The organism is Alteromonas sp. a30, from assembly GCF_026788005.1.
GTDB lineage: Bacteria > Pseudomonadota > Gammaproteobacteria > Enterobacterales > Alteromonadaceae > Paraneptunicella.
The window spans coordinates 72,063-87,337 of the sequence record NZ_JABEPE010000016.1; the positions used below are offsets into that span (position 1 = coordinate 72,063).

The following is a 15,275-nucleotide window of genomic DNA, read 5'->3' on the forward strand; positions in this document are numbered from 1 at the left end:
AACAAAAGTTACCCCTTGCTACATAGACAATTAAAAGGTAGAGAGTTAATTCACTGTTTGGTAAATGCCTTCTAAAGCAGACTTTCGATAATCTGAAGGTGTCATGCCTTTCAAGCTAAAAAACTGCCGATTAAAATTAGAGATGTTGTTAAATCCTACTTTGAAACAAATTTCGGTTATTGGCTCTTCGCTATGTGTTAACAGCTCACATGCCATATCAATACGACAACCATTTACGAATCTGACAAACCCATGTCCTGTGGTTTTCTTAAATACTTTTGAAAAATAAGTCGTGCCCATATTCACTAATTTGGCCACTTCTTCTTGGGTAATATTGGCGTCGAGGTTATCGGTGATATAGGTAATGGCTAGGCTAATTTGCTTCAATACTTTTTTGTCGATGCTGGAGTGACGCGAAGCGCGAGAGAGCATTCGAGTTTGTGAACACGTAGACAGCAGCTCCATTAAACTCCAAAAGCGGGTAAGACGTTTGAAGCCTGAGTATTTCCCCACTTCTCGAAAATACTGGTGCGCCGCGTCAATAACCACAGGGTCTAAAAACTCAATGCCGTATTTAGCATTTTCCCATAGCCCACGAAGGCTCTGCATTTCTGGAAAATTCGATTCGCAATTGAGCACAAAATCATGGCTAAAGTTAACCACTAAATCGCGTACGGGAACGTGTTTATCTGAGTCGATTTCGCTTATCCAATTGTGGGGAAGATTGGGACCAACCAGAAACAAACTGTGCGGCGAGAAATTACCAATGTAGTCGCCAATAAAGGCTTTTCCACGGGTTTCAACGATATAGTGCAATTCGTATTCTTCATGACAATGCCAACGCACCAGTTCGCTTGGATACCCATGCTGGAGGTAACGAATAGAATCGGTTGAGAACTGCGAAACGCATTCGACTTCTGGTTTGATTTTGCGTTTTGTCAACATCGTTTTTGTTTGTTATTCAACCCTTTGTTAAAGGATTGTGAATCTTAATTTGAGTAAAAATATATCCGTTCTATTTTGTAAGTGTCAAGCGCTTTTTTTTACACACTTATTTTCTTGTCATAAATGCCGTATATTTCCTGAATATTTAGCCTAATTTGGCAAAATAGTATTGAAACAAGCTTGTATGCGTATTTGTTCGATTTGCTCAGGTTGTGATGAAGTAAATGTAAGCAATATGTTTAAAAAATGTTGCTTTGATATTTCAGCAACACAGCCGAGTTAAGTTATGAACAAAAATAGTGGTAATTTCAACAAACAAAATATAGCCGCCGCCATAGCACTTTTACTTGCAAGTAGCAGTGCAAATGCAGACACAACACTTTTTGACGATAGACTAAAAGTGAACTTTTATGTGGCACAAGGGTTTCAATCCATTGAAGCGAAAGATGAGGCTTTTCGACCAGAAGATCGTGAGCAAGAATCTAACTTTCTTCGCTTGCGTGCCAACTTAGATTTATCCTTCCAGATCACCGATCATATCCGAGCTTATGTCGACTTAGCAGAGGAACCAAATGACTTTGGTAATCCTGATGACGTTGGCTTCACCATTAACCAAGACTTTGGTGGTATCGACTTTGAATTGTTAGGGATGAACGGTTACGAAACCGAGAATGAAACGTTGATTTTGAGTGTAGGTAACATTGGGCAATCCAGCTTTCAATTTACCGGATTCCAAGATGGCGCCGTTTCTCAAAGTAACCCCGTTATTGGTAACTCTCCTGTAGATTTTGCCACCGCGGAATCTGGCGCACAGTTGGCGTACACAAAAATCCAACCTAACCAAACCATTGAAAGTTGGCGAGTATCTGGTGCAGTGACAGGATCCTCATTTGGTGAAGCTTTCCAGAAAGATCGTGGCTATAACCTGTTCGTTACCGGCACGATCGAAACATCTTATGGTGTAGATATTGGTTTAAATTATCAAAAAGCAGACCAAGGCGATCAGGTTGACATTACTGGTGATGAAATTGCTTCGTTAGATGGCTTAGTAACACCGGGTTATCGTTTTGGTGATGGTGAAAACTATAACTTTTCTGCTTCGGCAACCAGTTCCCGAGAAACTCACGTGGGATTAAGCCCCGGCCTCGATCTGGAAGTTATCGCGCTAAACGTGCGTTATAAGCCAACTGAAAATACGACATTGATTGGTCGTATTGGTACGGCAAAAGACGATTATTCATTTGTTGATGTAAACGGTGATATTACCGCTTTCCAAGGTGCAACCGGCGGGGCTGTGGGTATCATCAAACAAGAAAGTAAAATTGACTTTTACGTTGTAGAAGCAACGCAATATATCATTCCAGAAAAGTTTTATGTGGCAGCGCGATACGCAAATTCCACTAACAATTCACCCGGTGTCAATGATGAAGATACACTGGATCGTATACAGGTGAGCGCAGGATATTGGTTCTACGATAACACTTTAGTTAAAGTGGAATATGTAGACCAAAATGAAGATGCTAATTCAGGTGGTCAAATTGGTGGCGGCTTTGATGGTTTCTCTGCCGAGATCGCCGTGAAGTTCTAAACTTCAATATAAAATTTTCAACCTAAGTAGAGTCAGGCATCCCCGCCTGACTTTGTTATTTAACCCACTAAGTAGAGTATGCGATGAAGCAAAAAGTAGCAGTATTGGGTGAAGCCCTGTTCGATTTAATTGAGCAAGATAACGGCAGCTTTATGCCCTTCATTGGCGGCTCGCCATACAATGTTGCCCGAGGCTTTGTGAGACAAGGTTTAGAAAGCCACTATTTGTCGCCCATTTCTTCTGATCGTTTTGGTAAGCAGATTTATCAGTCAATTCAAGAAGAAGGCATTTTTGTACCAGAAAATAATCGCTCAGAAAAACCCACTTCGCTGGCACTGGTGTACAGAAATCAACAGGGCAATCCTGATTATCGTTTGTATCGGCAAAGCGTAGCGGACTTAGACATTTCAGCGCAAAAACTCTTGGCCACACTGCCTCAAAACTTGAGCTTATTTCATACCGGCTCGTTAGCGTTAGTCCCACACATGTTGCCAGTGTTGCTTCCCGTCATTCAAACATTGCAGCAACAAAGGACCCCCATTTCACTGGATGTAAATGTGCGTTTAGGGGTAGAGCCAAATCATCAAGCGTATACTGATGCCATCATGCAATGTGTTGCCCTCGCTGACATCGTGAAAGTGAGTGATGAAGACTTATTACTGATGGGACTAAAAGGCGATCCATTAACATTGGCTAAGTCGATGTTAACGATGATGACCAATGGAATTGTGGTGCTGACGTTAGGTGAAAAAGGCGCATTTTTGTTGACTGAAAACATCTGCATTGAACAACACAGCTACCCACCAGAATGCTTCGGTGATGCCGTGGGCGCTGGGGATACCTTCTTTTCAGCCATGCTGTCCCAACTTTTACGTACGCAAGCGTTTGAGATAGCAACAGCATCAGAAGAAATCTTCGCAGATGCACTCAAGTTTGCTTCATTAGCCGCCACCATGAATGTTGAGAAAACCGGCTGCCATCCACCGAGTTTTGAACAAGTCAACGAAAGGTTAGCTGAGTTATCGATGCCTTAAAGCACTCTTGGCTATCTCAACCCTGAGAAATTTGAACCACTAAGTGTAGCTGAATGCAGTGTCCAGTTTTAATGGTTCAGATCAGTTTCGAGCTTTTTTAGCAAAGGCGAGGGTAAGTTAAGAAAGAAAAGGCTTTATTCGAGCTTACGCAAGATAACAGTTGAGCGCAGTCGTGTTTTGCCGTAACACGAGAGTTTCAAGAAATCTTGCTTGGCAATAGGAATATGTTGGCAATCCAGCGGTGACTCTTTTTCTGGGTCTACGTCTGGATCGTGCAGGTAAATGCATTCTGCATCCACAGCGGTTACTGTGACCCAATGCGGCACTTTCTTTCCATCAAATTGGTAGGTGCTGATAAGGATTAGTACCCGCCCGCCATCTGCTAAAGCTTGTTCAATTTGCGTTAGCTCGCAAGCTTGGTAATGAATTGGAATACCGGCTTGCTCGGCTTTATTGACAAACTGTTGCTCTACCACTTCAAGTATTTGTTTTTTATGAATATTCCTTACACCATTTGCGAACAGTGGCGGCGCTTGGCTGATATACACTTCGGCGTGTAATTCACGTTTATGGGCTGCGATAGCAAGGCCAATAGGATGGCAACCGCCATGACCAGAAGTCATATAAATGGTGGTTGCTTCTCGCCACAAATCCAGCTCTAAGTCCTGCGTTAGCGGTGTGTTGTTATGTAAGCTCGCCATTGCCATCATTAACGATGACGGACCGCAGGTAAATTCGGTAGTTTGCTGATACCAAGGATAAGACGTTAAGTGTTTATTCGCGTGCGCTTGCTTGATGGATTTTTGCATCCGCAAGGCATCGGAATGATCGTCGTAATAATCTTGATAAATCCCAAACGACTTATAACCCAAGCTTTCATACAAGCGAATTGCGGCAACATTGGCGCTCGCCACTTCCAAACGCATAAATAAGCGGTTGAATGCCAAGGTGTGATCTTCCAGCGCTTCTAATAGTGCTCTGCCCACACCCATGCCGCGCGCGGCACTGTCTACCGCTAGCGAGTAGAGCCTTGCCAAACGTGTGCCTTTGCGCATAATCACCAAGCCATAACCCAGCATGTTGCCTTGGTGATTTTCCGCGACCAACAACACTTTGTTGCTGGCTTTTAGCCAGTGTTGAAACTGCCTCTTGCTTAAGCGATCGGTGTTAAAGCAACGGCCTTCAAGCTCAACCAAGGCGGTTAAATCCTTGCTTTGTGCCTGACGAAAAACCAGCCCGTTTGTTTCGCTTTCTGACATGGGTTGTACTGCCTGACCTTCTACTTGTCCCGAGGACGATAAAGCGCGCATTATCGGCCTCTGGCTTCAAGGCGGTCAGCAAATTCTTGCATAATTTGCATGTAAAGCTCGTCGCCTAAATATGCATCTTCCACTTTGTGTTCAATGCTCGGGTTGTCGTTAACTTCAATCACGCACACACGGTCGTCCGCTTGTTTAATGTCCACGCCATACAAACCGTTACCAATAAATCGGCAGGCTTTCATTGCCGCTTGCAACACGGTGTGCGGTACTTCAAACGTGGGTAAGGTGTCGAAGCCACCAGAGGTGTTACGTTTGCTGGCATGATTGTAAATTTGCCAGTGATTACGCGCCATGTAGTAACGACAGGCATACAAAGCTCTGCCATTTAACACGCCAATACGCCAGTCGAAATCGGTACTGAAGTATTCTTGTACCAATACCAAGGCCGATTCTTGCAATAGTTTGCTGAGCAATTGCACTAATTCTTCGCGGTTTTTCGCCTTAAATACACCAAGGGAAAACGAGCTTTCCGGCAATTTCAGCACCACTGGGTAACTAAAGGTTTTTTCAATGTCTTCTAGGGTTTCGTCGTTGCAGCATGACACAAAACGGGTTTTCAACGTTGGTACTTGGTTGTAGGTAAAGGCATCGTGTAAAAAGATCTTATTGCAACAGCGTAAAATCGAGGTCGGATCGTCGATCACCACTAAGCCTTCTTGCTCTGCTTTGCGGGCAAGCGCATAGGTGTGATGACGAATAGACGTGGTTTCACGCAGGAATAAGGCATCGTATTTGTTGAGCATGTTAATTTGATCGTGGCTCACCAATTCCGCATTAATGCCTAATTGTTCCGCTGCTTTGACAAACTTCGTTAGCGCTTGTTTATTGCTCGACGGCGTGGCTTCTTTTGGGTTCACCAAAATGGCCATATCCCAACGGTATTTTTTACGACGTAAGCTACGCCATACTTTGTTAGTAAAACGGCTTAGGTGTGAAAACAGCACATGTTGTTGATCAGCATCTAACTGACTCATGCTCATTTGATCGATTTCGGCAAACCATTGACCACTAATGTCGCGAAATTTCACATGTAAAATTGGCGTAGGGAAACGCAAGAAAATGTGTTTCGCTAATTTTTGATATACCTCTGCTTCACACGAACCAAAATACACATAAAAGCTGTCAGCTTGAATGTTATGGGTGTGCTTCAACATGCCATTTGGAATAGGAATCACCACCTCTTTATCGTTATTCAATGCTTGTGCTAAATCGTTGATGGTGCTGACGCTTGGCATCACTTTGTGTTGTCGCGCTTCTGCCAGCAAAGAACAGTAGTAACCTTGACTTAAATAGCCTTCGGTATCGCATAAATTAATGATGCGAGTTCTTCCTTCCCCTTGTTTTGGGAAATCGGCCAGATATTGAGAAAAGTCGATCACTTCCGCGTCAATTGCAGGGAAGTTAAGTTTGTTGTCGACCACGATCAGAGTTTTTGCCATGTTGCGTTTTCTTCGTAAAATGTTGAGCGATGTACTCGGGATAAAGACGATTAGATTACGTATGGCGTATTGACATCGCTGTGAGCAAAAAAGTCACAACTGAAGAAAACTCAAAGTAAAACGCCAGCACAAGCTGGCGTTAGTGAGTCTTACACTCCGATGTTTCTATAATGTTTTCTTGCAGAAGTACCAATCAACACAATGATAACCCTCGGCTTCTCGCATATTGGCGTCTTCCATTGTGTGAGGCGGCGGCACAATCACTTCCTCGCCTTTTTTCCAATTTTCCGGCGTCGCACAATGGTTGGTGTCACTGGTTTGCAAGGCTTCCACTAAACGTACAAATTCGTCGACAGAACGACCATTACTCATGGGGTAATACACCATGGCGCGTAACACGCCTTCCGGGTCGATAATGAAGGTGGCACGAACAGCGGATGTATCACTTGCGTTTGCGAACCCGATAAATTCGGTAGTACACACTGGCGTGAAGTCCGCTGGGTGGGAAAATAGAACAAGCCATTTTCCTTTGTAATCAGCCAATGACTTCTGACCATGTGTTGTTTTTGCATTGAAGTCAGGAGCAGGTTGATTTAATTGTGGGAATGTTACGGTTGTTTCGGTAGTCATGTTAAATCTCCAAATTACTTAAATAGGCATTTCATATATGCATTTAAATAATGGACATCTAGTATAGACATTAGCAAATCGTTTTTTTCGATTTTAGTAATCAATTATAGCTTAGCTAATCTAATAAGATGATTAACTAAATGAAAACTAAGACGTTAAGAAACAGCGTGATGAATTATGTTAGTTCGATGAAATCTATTGCGAGGTGCAATGAGAGCGCGCCTTCTCTTCCCTTTACCAAATCAGCCAATGTGTATTGGTCTAATTCGGCAATAAAACGCGAAGTGGCATCTTGAAGAATGTGTCGCAATTTACAGTCAGGAGAGATCACGCATTGGTTAGTGGGCGAAGCAAAACATTCCGCTAAAGCCACATCTTCTATCGTTAATCGAAATACCTCACCTATATTAATCGCTTCAGCAGGACGAGCCAGTTGAAAACCGCCGCCGCGCCCCTTTGTGCCTTTCACATATTGATTATCTGCCAACATTCCCATCACTTTTTTTAAGTGATTGTAAGACACCTGATACGCATCTGCGATCTCATTTGTTCTCACAATTTCCTTCTTTTTCAATGCCATATAGATAAGCGCACGAAACGTTAGGTTAGTGAAGGAATTTATTTTCATGATGGTTAATTGGAAAAACTGATTGGCTCAATCGGTACATTTTAAGATAAATGATGGATTAAATATATATTTAGAATATACTTTAAATCTCTGTTTGGAATATTATATATCTTTTAGAAATAAACCTTGGAGGGGCTATGTTAGTGTTGGGGTACCTTGCAGCAGTACTGATGGGGATGGTTTTAGGTGTAATTGGCGGCGGAGGCTCCATTCTTACTGTGCCCATTTTGGTTTATCTCATGGATGTAACGCCCGATGTCGCAACTGGATACTCCCTACTGATTGTTGGTGCAACAGCCGCTTTTGGCGCGGTGCGTTATTTTCGAGAAGGGCTGGTTGATGTAAAAGCCTCTATCATGTTTGCGATACCGTCCATTATTGCGGTATACCTGTCGCGCGCTTATTTGATGCCAAGTATTCCCGATGTACTGACAACCGCGCCTATCGAAATCACCAAAAATCTCGCCATCATGGTGTTATTTGCCACTTTGATGCTGGTATCTGCCGCAATGATGCTGAAAAAAGCTTATGGCAAATCAGCAATAACAGCAGCCCCTCCTTCTGAACCAACGTCGCCTAAAATCGCCCTCATCGTTATAGAAGGTGCGGTAGTAGGCATCGTTACTGGGATATTAGGTGCTGGAGGTGGTTTTCTTATTATCCCTGCGCTGGTGCTGTTTTTAGGAATGCCGATGAAAAATGCAGTCGGTGCTTCTTTATTTATTATCGGCCTGAAATCGTTACTGGGTTTTGTTGGCGATTTGCAATCTGGAATTGAATTGGAGATGCCTCTGTTACCACTCATGCTGGTAGCCACTTTTATTGGGATGGCTGTCTCCACGAAGATAGCGGAAAAACTAGATGGTGCCGCACTGCAAAAATTCTTTGCTTTGTTCACCTTAGTTATTGCCGTTTTCATTATGTCTAAAGAGCTTATGTAGTGAGGAATCCCATGAGAGTTGAAACATTTTACGACACGAATACATCAACATTTACCTACGTTTTATTCGATCCAAAATCAAAGGAATCGGCAGTTATTGATTCCGTCATGGATTTCGACTTATTTTCAGGAAAAGTGGAAACGCACAGTGCCGATGCTGTCATTGCGTTTATTAAAGAAAATCAGCTAAACAACCAATGGATTTTGGAAACCCATGTCCACGCGGATCATATAACTGCTGCGCATTATTTGCAGGAACACATTGGTGGCAAAATTGGTATGGGCTCTGGCATTAAAACCGTGCTTGATATGTGGTTAGACGTTTTCGAAACCACTAATGACACGCAACCAGATGGCAGCCAATTCGATGTGCTCTTTGAAGAAGGAGATACCTTCTTTATTGGTGATTATGAAGTCACCGTTTGGCATACACCGGGGCATACTCCTGCTTGTGCAAGTTACCTTGTTGATGGAAAAATCTTTGTTGGCGATACCTTATTCGCCCCCAATCTTGGTACAGCTCGTTGTGATTTTCCGGGGGGAAGCGCCAAAGATTTATATCAAACCATCCAGCGTTTTTACACCTTGCCCGATGAGACCACTGTCTATTTGGCTCACGATTACCCTCAAAGTGGTGAGCAACCACTTTCTCATCTGACAATTAAAGAAGCCAAGCAAAACAACACGCAAATTCGCCCGGAGGTTTCGCTTGAAGAATATGTAGAAAAACGTGAAGCGCGAGATGCAACGCTCGCTGTGCCTAAATTACTGCTGCCCTCAATTCAGGCTAATTTACGCAATGGTCAGTTTGGTGAGAAGTCCACCAAAGGCAGACAATTTATCAAAATCCCTGTTAATGCGCTTTGAGGAGAAAGCTATGCAATACGCAACAGTCACTCAACATCTCGCTGTCTCAGCGCAAATATCGCCTGATGATGTCGACGCCATTAAAGCCGCTGGGTTTAAATCCATTGTTTGTAATCGTCCAAACGGTGAAGGCCCTGATCAACCAACGTTTTCAGAAATTGAAAGTAAGGCAAAAGCGTTAGGGATGAGGAGCGAATATCAACCCGTGGTTAGCGGAAAAGTCACCGCAGAGGACGCCAAAACCTTTGAAGACAATTTACAGTCACTACCCGGCCCTATTTTCGCTTATTGTCGAACTGGCACCCGCTCAATCACACTTTGGGCAATGGCCGCAGTTAAAACCCACAGTTTTGAAGAAATTCTAGCCTTATCGCAAAAAGCGGGTTACGACCTGAGCGGGGTAATCAGACGCCTAAAAAACGGGGGTGACACGCCTTCAGACTATGCCGACTATTCTCATGCGGTAGTGATAGTAGGCGCCGGTGCCGGTGGTATTGCCGTAGCATCAAGTTTGAAGTCTCGTGTCCCTAATTTAGATGTAGCCATTATTGAGCCGAACGAAGTTCACTACTATCAACCGGGCTGGACACTCGTTGGCGGTGGTGTATTTAACGCTAACGAAACGGTACGCACGGTTGCGTCAGTCATCCCTGAAGGTGTGCGTTGGATCAAAGCAGGCGCAGCGGCCTTTATTCCAAAAGACAATTTAGTGGTCGTTGATGGGTGTCGAACCGTTAAATATGAACACTTAATTGTTTGTCCGGGGATAAAACTAGATTGGGGAAAAATTGAAGGTTTGAGTGAAACGCTGGGTGAAAACGGCGTGACCTCTAATTATCGTTTTGACCTAGCGCCTTACACTTGGGAATTAGTGAAAAATTTAAAATCTGGAAAGGCTATTTTTTCTCAGCCGCCTATGCCAATTAAGTGTGCTGGAGCGCCACAAAAAGCCATGTATATGTCGTGTGATCATTGGCTAAGAAACAACCAGCTCAAAAGCATTGATGTGCAATTTTACAATACGGGTGGCGTGTTATTTGGTGTGAAAGAGTATGTACCCGCTCTTATGAAGTATATCCATCGATACAACATTGGTTTGAATTTTGAACAGCAGTTGGTTGCCGTAGACGGAAAGCATAAGGTGGCAAAATTCAAGCAGGTGAATAGTCCGAATGCCGCTTTGGTAGAAAAAGAGTTTGATATGTTACATGCGGTCCCACCTCAATCACCACCGGACTTCATAAAAGTCAGTCCTTTGGTAGATAAGGATGGTTGGATCGATGTGGATCAATCCACACTTCAGCACAAAACATATGAAAATGTTTTTGCGCTTGGCGATGTGATTAATGCACCGAATGCCAAAACGGCGGCAGCGGCTAGAATTCAAGCGCCTATTGTCGCCAACAACTTGTTATATGAGCGCGGAGAACAAACGGACAAAGCCATTTACAACGGTTATGGTAGCTGTCCGCTTACGGTAGAGCGTGGCAAAGTGGTGCTCGCAGAGTTTGGCTATGGCGGTAAAATCCTCCCCAGCATTCCTACTTGGATACTTGATGGGACACGCCCTTCTCGACTTGCATGGTATCTGAAAGAAAAACTGCTCCCGCCAATATATTGGGAAGGTATGTTAAAAGGTCGGGAATGGATGGCAAAACCCGAAAAAATGCCGAAAACAGACACTCAGTAAACGCCATAAAGGCTCAAGTTTCTATTTGAGCCTTTTTACTTTCTGCCCCAAATTATAACCAATATCGACATCCTTCCTCTTTTTTACCCGGGTAATATTTACTTTGGGCCATATTTGTTCTATTTTACCCGGGTAAAATAATAAAGGATTAAATATGCATCACGAATATCTTGCGATCTACAAACAATCATTGCTCGCTAAAGGAGACATCATCAGCGTTATTCGTAAGGTGAAAGCTTTTAACGACACGATAGAACCGTATCTTTTTGAGCTAAGTGCTTGCAAACGTGTTGATATTGATTGGCACGGCACAGAAGAAGAGGTAATTAGTAAGCTATCCGACTCGCTGTCCCCAAAAGAGAAAAAGCGAGGGCGTCCAAAATTGGGAGTGAAATCAAAAGAAGTTACGTTGTTACCCGAACATTGGGAGTGGTTGTCTGTGCAACGCGGAGGGGCCTCCATCACGCTAAGACGACTCATTGATAACGCCATGCAAAACGTCAGCATCCAAGAAAAAATGCGTATAAAACAAAATCAGATTTATAACCTCATGACTCCGTTTTCCGACGATAGCGGTTTTGAAGCGGCTTCCAGAGCATTATATCGATGTGACTTAGCAGCATTTGACGAAGCCAGCCATCGTTGGTCAACAGAGGTTCGCGACATCCTTATCCAGAAATTCCACGAAATGCTAGCCTTACAAGAGGCAGAGTCTCATGACTAAGCAAACATTGAATAATCCGTATTTGACTCAACCCATTGCTGGCGTTTTCCTTAAAACCGCTTTGCCTATCATTATTATGATGGTGGTGAGTGGCTCTTTGAATCTGGTGGATGCTTATTTCATTGGTGTGTTTGTTGGCCCACAAGCTTTGGCATCTGTTACCGCAATGTTCCCTCTCTTTATGATGATGGTCGCATTATCAAGTTGGGCAGCGGCGGGCTTTGCCAGCGTGATGGCGCGTTTGATTGGCGCGCAAAAACACGAGGAAGCAAGGCAGGCTTACCGTCAAGCAATTACCTTGGTATTTGTGATAAGCAGCCTGTTAATGACAATGTTTACCTTAGTTGGAAGCTCATTAACTCTGGCTGCAAACGCAGGAAACACCGCTTTAGCGCAAATGAGTAATGACTACATCAGCATTATTATTTATAGCTCACCACTATTCTTTGTTTTAGCGATCTGTAGCGACAGCCTCAGAAGTGAAGGTAAAGCGGGGTTTATGGCGCTTGTGTCATTATCGACTACAGTGCTCAATGGTTTGCTCAATTATGTGTTTATTGTCTGGCTCAATTGGGGAGTTGCGGGTTCTGCTTGGGGCACTGTGATGGCTCAATTCATTGCTCTTGTGATCGTTTGGCTGTATCGGAAAACTCGCCACAATAGTATTGATTTACCAATATTCGCGCTAACGTGGGAACGTAACCGCTGGCGTGAGTTTTTGTCTCTTGGTGCGCCATCAAGTCTGACTTATATTGGTGTTGCCTTATCTTCTGCTGCAATCATTTTCAGTATCCAACAATGGCAGTTAGAAAATTACTCTGTCACCATGAGCGCTTACGGTGTCATCACTCGGATCATGACCTTCATATTTCTGCCCTTGATGGGACTTGGATTAGCCATGCAAAGTATAGTTGGTAACAATGTGGGAGCGGGATTATATCAGCGTTCCAACTCCTGCATTTGCATCGCCATTAGCCTTGCTTTGGGCTACGGCGTGCTTCTAGAAGCATTTTTATGGTTGCTTAACGACCAAATCGGTCAGGTGTTTGTCAGCGACCCTCTCGTCGTCAATGAAATCGCCCGCTTATTACCGATAATGAGTCTCGCACTCTTTTTGCTGGGGCCGTTATTAATGGTGAACTTCTACTTTCAAAGTATTGGGGATGCCAAGCGAGCTGGCATCCTTAGCGTTGCCAAAACCTACTTGTTTGCTTTGCCTTTAATCCTCACATTGCCGTTGTACTTTGGGGAGTGGGGAATTTGGTACGCTGCGCCACTCGCTGAATTTTTAGGCTTAATTCTGACCCTCACGCTTCTATATTTGCGTGCCGAAAAAGGCCGCTATCCTTTTGGCTTATTATACAACGTAGATTTTGAGTCGAAAGCAAACGGGTAACAATGGCGAAGGGGATTTTAGAACAGGGGAGAGAAATGGTGCCGACTGCCGGAGTCGAACTGGCGACCTACTGATTACAAGTCAGTTGCTCTACCAACTGAGCTAAGTCGGCACACGAATTTCTTCGCTCTATTTCACTGATAAGCGTTTCACTTAAAAGCACTCTAGAGCGGCGATGTATTCTATTCATCGCCGATCAGATGTCAATAAAAAAATGCTGATTCCATAAAGCTTTTTAATTTCGCTTTTAGGGACTGGGTTTGTAGTTGTCGCTTCTGATTTGTACTGCTTTCCGTTAACCGCAGGAAAGCTTGTGCAGCGCTTACGTTGCGGTGATTAACCACTGCCGTGCTATGAAATAATTCTGGGTAACGAGCTTCAATAAAAGCAATGCCTTCCTTCTGTTTATCTGCCACTTGGAAAGCCTCAGCCAGATTCGGCAACAAAGTAAATAAGGGTGTATCTAACAAAGATAGCGACTGCAACAAAGTCATTCCTAACTCGGGAGCCTGATTCTCATGAATGAAGCGCACCGCTCCCTGCCAAAAGCGCGCATCCAGCGAATCGCCATATAAAGACGCCGTATGTTCAAACCAATGTTCTGCCTGCGATGGCTCATCGTTTTGTAAATACAAAAGTCCTAAATACGCACTGTTAATTTTCGACCCATTATCAATTTCCATGCAAGCAAGCATTGCATTAATGGCGTTTTCAAGCTGATTCTGCTGTTGATAGATTTTCGCCTGCCACACGTAAGCCCACGTATATTTTGGGTCAACTGAAATCGCTTTGTGAGCAGATTGCAACGCGAGTGAGAACTCCCCTCGCCAATAATGCACCATGGCTAAATTTACATTTACCCAAGGAGAAAGTGGCGATGCGTTTTTCGCCTGTTCGGCAAACCGTAACGCGGCTTCAACATCATTTTGTGCGAGAGCCCATTCAGAGTACAAATACAAAGCCGTAATGTTTTTTGCTCCCTCAACATCAGCATAGCTACCTTGATTCGTTTTCGCCGATTCGTTTTCTTCATCTTTATTTAACACACTATCAAGGGCCTCTTTAGCTTGCGCAAATTGCATGTTAGATGTGAACAATATGGCTTGAGCAAGCTTGGCGTTTTCTTCGTTAGGTTGTAGCGCTAATGCCCGATCAATGGCCTCTTGTGCCTTTGACTCTGCTTCGTTTCGGGTCATATATACATCGTGATAATTGTAACGAGCGTAAATATAAGCCAAGCGCCCATAAGCCGGTGCTAATTCCGGGTCATTTTCAATGGCCTTTTTCAGCGCAGCTTCTGCTTTAAAAAACCACTCACTGGTTTTACCGTTCATCAACCAATAGTTACCACGTGAAAAATGCTGATTAGCTTCAACATTATCCCTGCGTTCCAACAAAGGTTCTTGGGGTGCATTCGGCTTATTTTGTGTCAGTGGTTTTTGTTGTTCTGCCTCCAACGCAATAGGTGAATTCGGTTCGTATTCTAAATTCAGGATGACCAAAGCCACGATGATCACGGCAATTAACGACACCCAGTAACGCCGATTCCATTGATGTTGGTACAACGCCTGATTATTCGAGTCTATCCCTTGATGAACTGTATCTATTTTAGAAATATTGTTTTCTGAACTCTGGTTAGTTAAGGAAAAGGGAGCCTCAGTCTTCAAGGTTGGCATCGAATCATTGGGTGAATTTGCTGGTTTGGGTATGTAATCCGCTCCCACCCATTGTACTTTTGGCACTAACCGATACCCCTTTTTGGGCACGGTTTGAATCACCTGCTTAGATTTATTATCGTTAAAGGCAATGCGTAATTGGGAAATGGTGCGCGTTAGCGCTTCGTCCACAACAATACGCCCCTGCCACACATCATTGAGCAAGTCTTGGCGGTTTACTGTATCACCAGCATTTAATGCTAAATGATATAGCACCTGCATTGATTTCGGTTCCACCTGATGAACTTTATCTTGATAGCTAATTCGATTAGCCCCCACATCCACAAAGTATTCATCCACAAGGAATCGTGTTTTGTTATCTAAACGTTGGATAAGTGAACTCCGTTCATTGGTTTT

Annotated in this window: 13 protein-coding genes and 1 tRNA gene; 7 read left to right on the forward strand and 7 right to left on the reverse strand. The window is 43.7% G+C overall.

Annotation, left to right across the window (positions count from 1 at the left end; translation table 11 throughout):
• Positions 1-45: 45 nt before the first annotated feature.
• Positions 46-945 carry an AraC family transcriptional regulator gene (locus HJG39_RS14960; RefSeq protein ID WP_268410213.1) on the reverse strand — a complete coding sequence of 300 codons (900 nt, stop codon included), beginning with the start codon at positions 943-945 and terminating at the stop codon, positions 46-48.
• Between the two features lie 286 nt (positions 946-1,231).
• Between HJG39_RS14960 and HJG39_RS14965 the strand changes: the two genes are divergently transcribed.
• Positions 1,232-2,533, forward strand: coding sequence for a hypothetical protein (locus HJG39_RS14965; RefSeq protein ID WP_268410214.1), 1,302 nt, complete (start codon positions 1,232-1,234; stop codon positions 2,531-2,533).
• An 83-nt stretch (positions 2,534-2,616) separates the two neighbouring features.
• Positions 2,617-3,567, forward strand: coding sequence for a PfkB family carbohydrate kinase (locus HJG39_RS14970; RefSeq protein ID WP_268410215.1), 951 nt, complete (start codon positions 2,617-2,619; stop codon positions 3,565-3,567).
• 134 nt (positions 3,568-3,701) lie between these two features.
• Here HJG39_RS14970 and HJG39_RS14975 read toward each other — a convergent pair whose 3' ends face one another.
• The 4 genes from HJG39_RS14975 to HJG39_RS14990 form a co-directional block, all read right to left on the reverse strand.
• Positions 3,702-4,826 (reverse strand): GNAT family N-acetyltransferase/peptidase C39 family protein, encoded by a 1,125-nt coding sequence (locus HJG39_RS14975; protein WP_268410253.1) that lies wholly within the window; start codon positions 4,824-4,826, stop codon positions 3,702-3,704.
• 50 nt (positions 4,827-4,876) lie between these two features.
• Positions 4,877-6,328, reverse strand: coding sequence for a RimK family protein (locus tag HJG39_RS14980; RefSeq protein ID WP_268410216.1), 1,452 nt, complete (start codon positions 6,326-6,328; stop codon positions 4,877-4,879).
• 165 nt (positions 6,329-6,493) lie between these two features.
• On the reverse strand, positions 6,494-6,958 hold the full coding sequence (locus HJG39_RS14985) for a redoxin domain-containing protein (RefSeq protein ID WP_268410217.1): 465 nt from the start codon (positions 6,956-6,958) through the stop codon (positions 6,494-6,496).
• Positions 6,959-7,133: 175 nt separating this feature from the next.
• The gene (locus HJG39_RS14990) at positions 7,134-7,586 is read right to left on the reverse strand and encodes an RrF2 family transcriptional regulator (RefSeq protein WP_268410218.1); all 453 of its coding nucleotides are present in this window, start codon (positions 7,584-7,586) and stop codon (positions 7,134-7,136) included.
• A gap of 137 nt (positions 7,587-7,723) precedes the next feature.
• Between HJG39_RS14990 and HJG39_RS14995 the strand changes: the two genes are divergently transcribed.
• The 5 genes from HJG39_RS14995 to HJG39_RS15015 all read left to right on the forward strand — a co-directional run bounded on the left by HJG39_RS14995 (position 7,724) and on the right by HJG39_RS15015 (position 13,203).
• Positions 7,724-8,527 carry a sulfite exporter TauE/SafE family protein gene (locus HJG39_RS14995; RefSeq protein ID WP_268410219.1) on the forward strand — a complete coding sequence of 268 codons (804 nt, stop codon included), beginning with the start codon at positions 7,724-7,726 and terminating at the stop codon, positions 8,525-8,527.
• Positions 8,528-8,538: 11 nt separating this feature from the next.
• The gene (locus tag HJG39_RS15000) at positions 8,539-9,393 is read left to right on the forward strand and encodes an MBL fold metallo-hydrolase (RefSeq protein ID WP_268410220.1); all 855 of its coding nucleotides are present in this window, start codon (positions 8,539-8,541) and stop codon (positions 9,391-9,393) included.
• A 10-nt stretch (positions 9,394-9,403) separates the two neighbouring features.
• Positions 9,404-11,083, forward strand: a complete 1,680-nt coding sequence (locus HJG39_RS15005; protein WP_268410221.1) for a bifunctional protein tyrosine phosphatase family protein/NAD(P)/FAD-dependent oxidoreductase — start codon at positions 9,404-9,406, stop codon at positions 11,081-11,083.
• Between the two features lie 154 nt (positions 11,084-11,237).
• Positions 11,238-11,807 (forward strand): DUF2239 family protein, encoded by a 570-nt coding sequence (locus HJG39_RS15010; RefSeq protein WP_268410222.1) that lies wholly within the window; start codon positions 11,238-11,240, stop codon positions 11,805-11,807.
• A complete protein-coding gene (locus tag HJG39_RS15015; RefSeq protein WP_268410223.1) occupies positions 11,800-13,203 on the forward strand; it encodes an MATE family efflux transporter in 1,404 nt (467 codons plus the stop codon). The genes HJG39_RS15010 and HJG39_RS15015 overlap by 8 nt, the downstream gene beginning before the upstream one ends.
• 36 nt (positions 13,204-13,239) lie before the next feature.
• On the opposite strand, the gene HJG39_RS15020 is transcribed toward HJG39_RS15015, so the two are convergent.
• Both HJG39_RS15020 and HJG39_RS15025 read right to left on the reverse strand, forming a co-directional pair.
• Positions 13,240-13,315 (reverse strand) — tRNA-Thr (locus tag HJG39_RS15020).
• A 91-nt stretch (positions 13,316-13,406) separates the two neighbouring features.
• On the reverse strand, positions 13,407-15,218 hold the full coding sequence (locus HJG39_RS15025; RefSeq protein WP_268410224.1) for a winged helix-turn-helix domain-containing protein: 1,812 nt from the start codon (positions 15,216-15,218) through the stop codon (positions 13,407-13,409).
• Between the last annotated feature and the right edge of the window lie 57 nt (positions 15,219-15,275).

What these genes read in the sequence shown, in the direction of transcription:
- HJG39_RS14980 (WP_268410216.1), bottom strand. Translation starts at nt 6,328, where the DNA reads ATGGCAAAAACTCTGATCGTGGTCGACAACAAACTTAACTTCCCTGCA.
- HJG39_RS15005 (WP_268410221.1), top strand. Translation starts at nt 9,404, where the DNA reads ATGCAATACGCAACAGTCACTCAACATCTCGCTGTCTCAGCGCAAATA.
- HJG39_RS14985 (WP_268410217.1), bottom strand. Translation starts at nt 6,958, where the DNA reads ATGACTACCGAAACAACCGTAACATTCCCACAATTAAATCAACCTGCT.
- HJG39_RS14995 (WP_268410219.1), top strand. Translation starts at nt 7,724, where the DNA reads ATGTTAGTGTTGGGGTACCTTGCAGCAGTACTGATGGGGATGGTTTTA.
- HJG39_RS15015 (WP_268410223.1), top strand. Translation starts at nt 11,800, where the DNA reads ATGACTAAGCAAACATTGAATAATCCGTATTTGACTCAACCCATTGCT.
- HJG39_RS14965 (WP_268410214.1), top strand. Translation starts at nt 1,232, where the DNA reads ATGAACAAAAATAGTGGTAATTTCAACAAACAAAATATAGCCGCCGCC.
- HJG39_RS15010 (WP_268410222.1), top strand. Translation starts at nt 11,238, where the DNA reads ATGCATCACGAATATCTTGCGATCTACAAACAATCATTGCTCGCTAAA.
- HJG39_RS14990 (WP_268410218.1), bottom strand. Translation starts at nt 7,586, where the DNA reads ATGAAAATAAATTCCTTCACTAACCTAACGTTTCGTGCGCTTATCTAT.
- HJG39_RS15000 (WP_268410220.1), top strand. Translation starts at nt 8,539, where the DNA reads ATGAGAGTTGAAACATTTTACGACACGAATACATCAACATTTACCTAC.
- HJG39_RS14970 (WP_268410215.1), top strand. Translation starts at nt 2,617, where the DNA reads ATGAAGCAAAAAGTAGCAGTATTGGGTGAAGCCCTGTTCGATTTAATT.
- HJG39_RS14975 (WP_268410253.1), bottom strand. Translation starts at nt 4,826, where the DNA reads ATGTCAGAAAGCGAAACAAACGGGCTGGTTTTTCGTCAGGCACAAAGC.
- HJG39_RS14960 (WP_268410213.1), bottom strand. Translation starts at nt 945, where the DNA reads ATGTTGACAAAACGCAAAATCAAACCAGAAGTCGAATGCGTTTCGCAG.